The sequence below is a fragment of the Aequorivita lipolytica genome (assembly GCF_007997135.1).
GTDB classification, from domain to species: Bacteria; Bacteroidota; Bacteroidia; order Flavobacteriales; family Flavobacteriaceae; genus Aequorivita; species Aequorivita lipolytica.
The window spans coordinates 124,116-131,654 of the sequence record NZ_VORU01000010.1 but is presented as its reverse complement, the minus strand read 5'-3'; the positions used below and the strand labels follow the sequence as shown (position 1 = coordinate 131,654).

6 protein-coding genes are annotated in these 7,539 nt (G+C 36.7%); all 6 read left to right on the top strand.

Going from position 1 to position 7,539, the window contains the following annotated elements; genetic code table 11:
* The first annotated feature begins 907 nt into the window (after positions 1-907).
* The 6 genes from ESV24_RS11895 to ESV24_RS11870 all read left to right on the top strand — a co-directional run bounded on the left by ESV24_RS11895 (position 908) and on the right by ESV24_RS11870 (position 7,514).
* Positions 908-2,035: an MraY family glycosyltransferase gene (locus tag ESV24_RS11895; protein WP_111816573.1), complete on the top strand. Its 1,128-nt coding sequence runs from the start codon at positions 908-910 to the stop codon at positions 2,033-2,035.
* 140 nt (positions 2,036-2,175) lie between these two features.
* On the top strand, positions 2,176-3,294 hold the full coding sequence (gmd, locus tag ESV24_RS11890; RefSeq protein ID WP_111816575.1) for a GDP-mannose 4,6-dehydratase: 1,119 nt from the start codon (positions 2,176-2,178) through the stop codon (positions 3,292-3,294).
* Positions 3,295-3,299: 5 nt separating this feature from the next.
* Positions 3,300-4,277 carry a GDP-L-fucose synthase family protein gene (locus ESV24_RS11885; RefSeq protein WP_111816576.1) on the top strand — a complete coding sequence of 326 codons (978 nt, stop codon included), beginning with the start codon at positions 3,300-3,302 and terminating at the stop codon, positions 4,275-4,277.
* A gap of 28 nt (positions 4,278-4,305) precedes the next feature.
* Positions 4,306-5,268 carry a Gfo/Idh/MocA family oxidoreductase gene (locus ESV24_RS11880; RefSeq protein ID WP_200829532.1) on the top strand — a complete coding sequence of 321 codons (963 nt, stop codon included), beginning with the start codon at positions 4,306-4,308 and terminating at the stop codon, positions 5,266-5,268.
* Entirely contained in the window at positions 5,261-5,833 is a 573-nt protein-coding gene (locus ESV24_RS11875; protein ID WP_111816579.1) for an acyltransferase, read from the top strand. Before ESV24_RS11880 ends, ESV24_RS11875 begins: the two co-directional genes overlap by 8 nt.
* A 208-nt stretch (positions 5,834-6,041) precedes the next feature.
* Complete coding sequence (locus ESV24_RS11870; RefSeq protein WP_111816581.1) at positions 6,042-7,514, top strand: lipopolysaccharide biosynthesis protein; 1,473 nt, start codon at positions 6,042-6,044, stop codon at positions 7,512-7,514.
* The last annotated feature ends 25 nt before the right edge of the window (positions 7,515-7,539 follow it).

Here is a 7,539-nt window from a genome sequence, read left to right as displayed (position 1 = left end):
CGATGTAAGAATCGCTTTGCTTAATTTGATCTACTGACTAATCACCTAATTAAACAATCAGCTTCAGAATAAAATCAAAAAGACCAAAAAATAAAAGGTCGCCTAAATAGTTTTTAGACGACCTCTTTTTTGTTTTAGGTAATTTTAAAAATGAAGTGATTTCAATTTTTTTTGAAAGATATACTTGATATTAATGGACTGATACCCGGTGCCGTTACCTGCAAGCTGAAGCCATCGCACAAACAGCATATCCAGTTTTCATCGATCTTACTCATAAAATATACGAATTGTGTAACTTTTTAGGCAATTTGTGTAACACCTTTCCCTCTTTAAACTGCACACCTTTACAATGGTTAAAGTAAACCATATTGGGCTATACTAAACAAACATTATAATGATGAATTCGAATGCTGAAAATCTTATTGGATGGAGATCAGAAGAAGCGGAAAAAAACCAATAAATGACATGTTTCATATTATCAATTAAGTAACAATCAATAAAATAACAATCAATAAAGTAACAATGGAAAAAGCATTAAAATTAGATTGGGATACTGTATTGATTTTCCTCATGAAAATACTGAATCCAGTTAACCGATAAATCTTCCATTTGGCGGTATACCATTGGGCTTTCCTTAACAAAATTTTCTTAACAGAAACTGAAAAGTTGAGCCAAATGTTGTTAAAAATTAAGTGAGGGTTTTAAAGATGCTATAAATTTGTCCTACCCCCCCCAAATATTAGTGCCTTAAACCTACTCCACAAAAATATAAGGCCTTAAAGAAAGTTTTTTAAAAAGATTGAATTTGAATTCCCTCAGATGATTTTCTGTGAGCATTTGAACATTATTTAAAATAATGAATCTTTAAAAATTTACTATAACAAAACTCTTTTAATATTTAAAAATTATGGAATATGTCATCAACTTGTTTTCCCATCCTTATATTTTAGGATCTTTTGCGTTGGTGACGGCATTTTGGTTGTCTGTTATGATGTATCCTGCAATTATTCATTTGGTTCGCAGCAAAAACATCATGGATGAGCCGGGATCACGCAGTTCACATCTAGAAAAGATTCCCACGTTGGGAGGGGTTGGTCTATTTATAGCATTTTCAATTTCAATAATGATCATCGGTGGTATATCAGGCTTGATTAAACCAGAATTTGGCAATTTATTGGTTCTCTTGGCTGCCATTACTATTCTCTTTTTTCTGGGTGTAAAGGACGATCTTATTGGGTTGTCACCCAAGAAAAAACTGATTGGCCAGATAATAGCTGCAATCTTAGTGGTTTTACTTTCAGATATAAGAATTCACAGTTTTGGCGGACTTTTTGGAATTGAAGAGTTGCCCTACATTACTTCTATCCTACTATCAACTATTGTCTTTATTTTCATAGTGAATGCCTTTAACCTTATTGACGGTATTGACGGCTTGGCAGGAAGTATTGCAATTATTGCCAGTGCCACATTTGCTATATTCTTTTTTATGAACGAGCAATATTTTTTACTGTTGATTTCCTTGATTTTAATTGGTGCTACCATCGGCTTTTTAAGGTTTAATCTTTCCAAAATAAACAAACTATTTATGGGGGATTCTGGTTCCCTTTTCATTGGTTTTTTATTGGCGTACCAAGCAATGGGTTTTCTCGCCCATCAACAAACAGGAGCCTCCAATTTTGAGGTTTCAAACGCCCCTATTTTGGCTTTGGCGATTTTGTTTTTTCCTATCTTAGACACCCTAAGGGTTTTTATTATAAGAATTTTACAAAAACGCAGTCCATTCAGCGCAGATAGGAACCATATACACCATCGTTTGTTGGAACTGGGTTTTTCGCACAAGCGCGCCACGTTATTGGTTGTCATTGGTAACGTACTTATTATAAGTATAGCCTTTTTGATCAACAGTTTGGATATTAATATTCAGTTATTTATTTTGGTTCTCGCCGCCCAATTGATTGGTCTCTTCCCATACTTTATGACTCTTAAAAAAGGAAGAATAGAAATCAATATCCCCTATGGTCGTCTTGCGGATTGATAGGGTCAACACAATGAATCGTAAGTGCTTAGTCATTTTTAATATTTATAACGAATCTTGTTATAAGTATAAAAGGATTATTTTTGTTTAAATAAAAATCAATAAAATTTTCTTATTGAATTAGTAAAACCAACACAACATTGAAAAACAAAATAGCATTCATTACAGGAGTCACGGGACAGGACGGTGCATATTTAAGTGAACTTTTAATAAAAAAAGGATATATAGTCCACGGACTTAAAAGACGTTCATCCCTATTAAATACAGATAGGGTAGATCATCTTTATCAAGACCCCCACATCGAGGATAGAAATTTTATTCTCCATTATGGAGATATGACGGACAGTACCAACTTAATACGACTTATCCAGCAAATAAAACCTGACGAAATATATAATCTGGCCGCAATGAGCCATGTTCAGGTATCGTTTGAGGTTCCCGAATATACTGCAAACGCAGATGGAATAGGAACCCTACGGATTTTAGATGCTGTACGTCTGCTCGGTTTAGAAAAGAAAACGCGAATTTATCAAGCCTCCACCTCAGAATTATATGGAAAAGTGCAGGAAGTACCACAGTCAGAAACCACACCTTTTTATCCACGAAGCCCTTATGCAGTGGCAAAAATGTATGCGTATTGGATTACTGTAAATTATAGAGAAGCCTACGGCATGTTTGCCTGTAATGGTATCCTTTTCAACCATGAATCGCCTGTTCGTGGGGAAACGTTTGTTACCCGAAAAATAACCAGGGCCGTTTCAAAAATTGCTTTGGGACTTCAAGACAAGTTCTATTTGGGAAATCTTGATGCCCAAAGGGATTGGGGCCACGCAAAGGACTATGTTGAGATGATGTGGATGATTCTACAAGCAGATGAACCCGAGGATTGGGTAATTGCCACAGGAAAAACCACTTCGGTACGTGATTTTGTAAAAATGGCATTCACTGAAGTAGGCATTCAATTGGAATTTAAGGGAAAAGGCGAAAATGAAAAAGCATATATAAAAAAATGCAATAACCCAGATTACCAACTGCCTATCGGGAAGGAAGTGCTTAATATAGATCCCAGTTATTTCCGGCCCACCGAAGTAGATCTTCTAATTGGCGACCCTTCAAAAGCGAAAAAGAAATTGGGTTGGGAAGCTACTTACGATCTTCCAGCACTTGTCAATGAAATGATGCAAAGCGACATAAAGCTTATGGAAAAAGAAAGGCATTTGAACCGTGGCGGTTTTGACACTTTAAATTATTTCGAATAGGCCAAATGGAGAAAGACTCAAAAATATTTATTGCGGGGCATAACGGAATGGTTGGTTCTGCAGTTTTGCGGGCATTGACCGCAGCAGGTTTTTCCAATATTATCACAAAAAATAGAGCCGAACTCAATCTTGAAAACCAAGTAGAAGTAAACTCCTTTTTCAAAACACAGAAACCATTCGCCGTAATTGATGCGGCGGCAAGAGTTGGTGGAATATTGGCAAACAACACTTCGCCGTATCCCTTTTTGATGGATAACCTCAAGATACAGAACAACCTTATAGATGCAGCTCACAATAATGGGGTGCAAAAATTTATATTTCTGGGCAGTTCGTGCATTTATCCAAAAATGGCACAACAACCAATAAAAGAAGAATACCTGCTTACGGGGTCTTTGGAACCAACCAATCAATGGTATGCAATTGCAAAAATTGCAGGGGTAAAGGCTTGCGAGGCTATTCGTAAACAATTCAACAAGGATTATGTAAGTTTAATGCCCACCAATTTGTACGGGCCATTTGATAATTTTGATCTGGAATCCTCCCACGTACTACCAGCAATGATCCGTAAGTTTCACGAAGCTAAGATAGAGGGTCACTCCACTGTAACCCTTTGGGGGAGCGGCAAGCCCATGCGGGAGTTTCTACACGTGGACGATATGGCGCAGGGCGTACTCTTTGCAGTAAATAATGAGCTTCCCGAACATCTTTACAATGTGGGTTACGGCAGTGACGTAACCATAAAGCAATTGGCTGAAATTGTACAGCAAACTGTTGGCCATAATGGCGAAATAGTTTGGGACAGTACAAAACCAGATGGAACTCCGCGCAAACTATTGGATAGCGGTAAATTAATGAGTATGGGTTTTTCACCCACAATAGACCTCGAAACAGGAATTGCCCAAACTTATGAATGGTTTTTGAAACATCAAAATAATTTTAGGGCCTTGGACCTGAAAGAATTAACCAAGGAGCGTGAATTTTGAGATTAACTAACTAAATTTTATTTATAATATGAAAAATTTTGCATTGATAGGTGCGGCGGGGTACATTGCCCCGCGGCATATGAAAGCAATAAAAGATACCGGCAACAATCTTATAGCCGCGATGGATCCTTATGACGGTATTGGGGTTATGGACAGTAATTTCCCAAACGCCAGTTTCTTTACAGAGTTTGAGCGGTTTGATAGGTTTGTGGACAAATGGAGAAGAGACAGTGGAAATCGCATAGATTATATGTCTATCTGTTCGCCCAATTATCTGCACGATTCCCATATTCGGTTCGCACTTAAAAACGGGGCGGATGCTATTTGTGAAAAACCCTTGGTTCTAAACCCTTGGAATGTAGACCAATTGCAGTTGATTGAAAAGGAAACCGGTCAGAAAATAAACAATATCCTTCAGCTTCGGTTGCATCCTTCCCTTATAGCTTTAAAAGAGAAAGTATCGAAAGAGCTCGAAAAAAACCCTGACAAAATTTACGATATAGACTTAACGTATCTTACCTCCCGTGGCAAATGGTATTTTGTCTCGTGGAAAGGGAATGAAGCCAAATCCGGGGGCATTGCCTCAAATATAGGCGTGCATTTTTACGATATGCTCTGTTGGATTTTTGGTGATGTAATTGAAAACACCGTTCATATTAAAACCGCTGATACCAATGCTGGCAGTTTCAAGTTGAAAAATGCGGAGGTACGCTGGTTTCTTTCCGTAAACTATGATCATATCCCAAATGAGGTAAAGGAGCGCGGCCTAACCACGTTTAGATCCATTACCGTAGATAGAGAAGAGATTGAATTCAGTGGCGGCTTTAACGAATTGCACACAAGAAGCTATGAGGAAATTTTAAAAGGCAATGGCTTTGGGCTAGAGGAAGCTTATGGTTCCATAAATATGGTATCTACCATTCGAAATTTGGAACCTATTGGGCTTAAAGGGGAATATCATCCATTCTGTAAAAAAATCATTAATGGCTAATTTCTTTGTTCACGAATCTTCGTACGTTGATAACAATGTAACCATTGGCAACAAGACCAAAATCTGGCATTTCAGCCATATTCTTTCCAATACTGTTATTGGCGAAAATTGTTCCTTTGGGCAAAACTGTGTTGTTGGCCCCAATGTAAAAATTGGGAATGGCGTAAAGGTGCAGAACAATATATCTATTTATGAAGGAGTAGAGGTTGAAGACGACGTTTTTTTGGGCCCTTCCATTGTTTTCACAAACGTTATAAATCCTCGAAGCTTTATTATAAGAAAAGAAGAATTCAAAAAAACGCTTCTTAAAAAAGGGTGCTCCATCGGCGCCAATGCCACTATACTTTGTGGGATAAATATCGGAAAATACGCTTTTGTCGGTGCCGGGGCAGTAGTCTTAAAAGATATTCCCGATTATTGTTTGGTAGTGGGCAATCCCGCCAAACAGATTGGATGGGTAAGCAAGGCAGGAAACAGATTGCGTTTTGATAAAGAAGGGCTTGCAGTTTGTGACCAGAGTAAAAAAAATTATAAGTTGGAAAACGATATCGTAAGGGAAATCTAATATTGAATTTACAGTGGAAAAAATATTGGGTTTTCTTGCAAAGATTATCAGTGATAATACCTATTGAGTATGTGCCTAGGTTACCCATGAAACTTTTCCAAGTAAGAATTTAGTACATATATATATTTATAAAATATTATAATATATACATAGGACTTTGTTCACAAGAGGTTTTACAATAAATCAAAATAAGACTAAATAATTTTTTTTGAAGAAAGATCTCAAAAGTTCGACTCTAAATGCCGCAAGTTGGAATTTTACCAAAATAATGGTAGGTCAGTTCCGGAATTTTGTGGTTTCCACCATTTTGGCGCGTTTGTTATTTCCGGAGGATTTTGGTCTCTTGGGCTTGGCCATGGTGTTTGCAAGTCTTACAGATTCTTTTGTGGATTTTGGCTTTGGGAATGCCATCATTCAAAAGCAGCGAGTAAACAAAACACAGCTTTCAACAGTTTTTTGGATAAATATGTTGATGGCCGCCTTGCTAGGCGTGGCTATGTTTTTTTCCGCATCCTGGGTTGCGGTTTATTTTGAAATGCCCCAATTAAAGCCAATAACACAGTTAATGTCCTTGACATTTTTAATTAAAGGGCTTTCTACGTTGCAAAATGCGCTTTTCCAGAAGAAGCTGGATTTTAAAACCCCTTTTAAAATTGAACTGGTTTCCGGATTTATTTCAGGAGGTGTGGGAATTTATTTGGCATATACGGGCTTTGGCGTATATAGTTTGATATACTCCCAAATATCCGGATGGGTTATTGGCACCATATTAATCTGGTATTTTTCACCTTGGAAACCTAGTTTTTTGTTTGATATAAAACAAGTGAAGGAACTTTGGAATTTTGGCTACAAATACTCCTTGAGCATATTTATTGATTCTGTATTCAATAAGCTTGATACCATTATTATCGGAAAGCTATTTTCCGCATCCACATTAGGTCTGTTCTACAAAGCTCAGTCTTTGGATAATCTAGTTTTCACATTTGCTTTCTCATCGATTTCTGGGGTGCTATTTCCCTCTTTTTCAAAAATTGCGGATGACAATAAAAGGTTACGGGATGCTTTAATAAGAGTTTTACATGTGGTTTGTTTCACCACTTTTCTTTTTTCTGGATTGGCGGTGATCAACGCCAAATCTATCATCGTTCTATTGTTTACCGAAAAATGGCTTGGTAGTGTGCCTATTTTTCAAATCTTGGGGTTGTTCACATTTATACATACTATACCAACCATCTTAGTGACACCGGTATTGAGCATCGGAAAGTCTGGAGCAAATCTTAAAGTAGAAATTATCAAAAAGGCACTATATCTTTTGGCAATCCCGGTTGCCATATATTATGGTCTGTACGCCTATATAATTGCAACCATTGCTGCGGCTATAATAGGAATGTATTTTAACTTGGTCTTGTTAAGAAGGTTTTTTGACTTTAAAATAGGTTCATTCATGAAACTTTTTCTAACATATTTTATACCCTTTATAATTGTTATGATAATAGAATTCTTGATGCCGGAAATGGAATTTAATCATTTCCTGCTAATTGCCATAAAGTCATCTATTTATATACTTTGTTATTTTTTAATAAATATTGTTGCGAAAACCAAGGGCTTCACAGAATTTATGGATTTACTAAAAATTTTAAAAAACACTTATCTTGAAAGAAAAAAACGTTTGCAATCATAAAAAAACGCATTCATATATTAAGTTT

Bases quoted from the DNA above. Each gene is read 5' to 3' on its own strand.
- ESV24_RS11895 (WP_111816573.1), top strand. From the start codon at position 908: ATGGAATATGTCATCAACTTGTTTTCCCATCCTTATATTTTAGGATCT.
- ESV24_RS11885 (WP_111816576.1), top strand. From the start codon at position 3,300: ATGGAGAAAGACTCAAAAATATTTATTGCGGGGCATAACGGAATGGTT.
- ESV24_RS11880 (WP_200829532.1), top strand. From the start codon at position 4,306: ATGAAAAATTTTGCATTGATAGGTGCGGCGGGGTACATTGCCCCGCGG.
- ESV24_RS11875 (WP_111816579.1), top strand. From the start codon at position 5,261: ATGGCTAATTTCTTTGTTCACGAATCTTCGTACGTTGATAACAATGTA.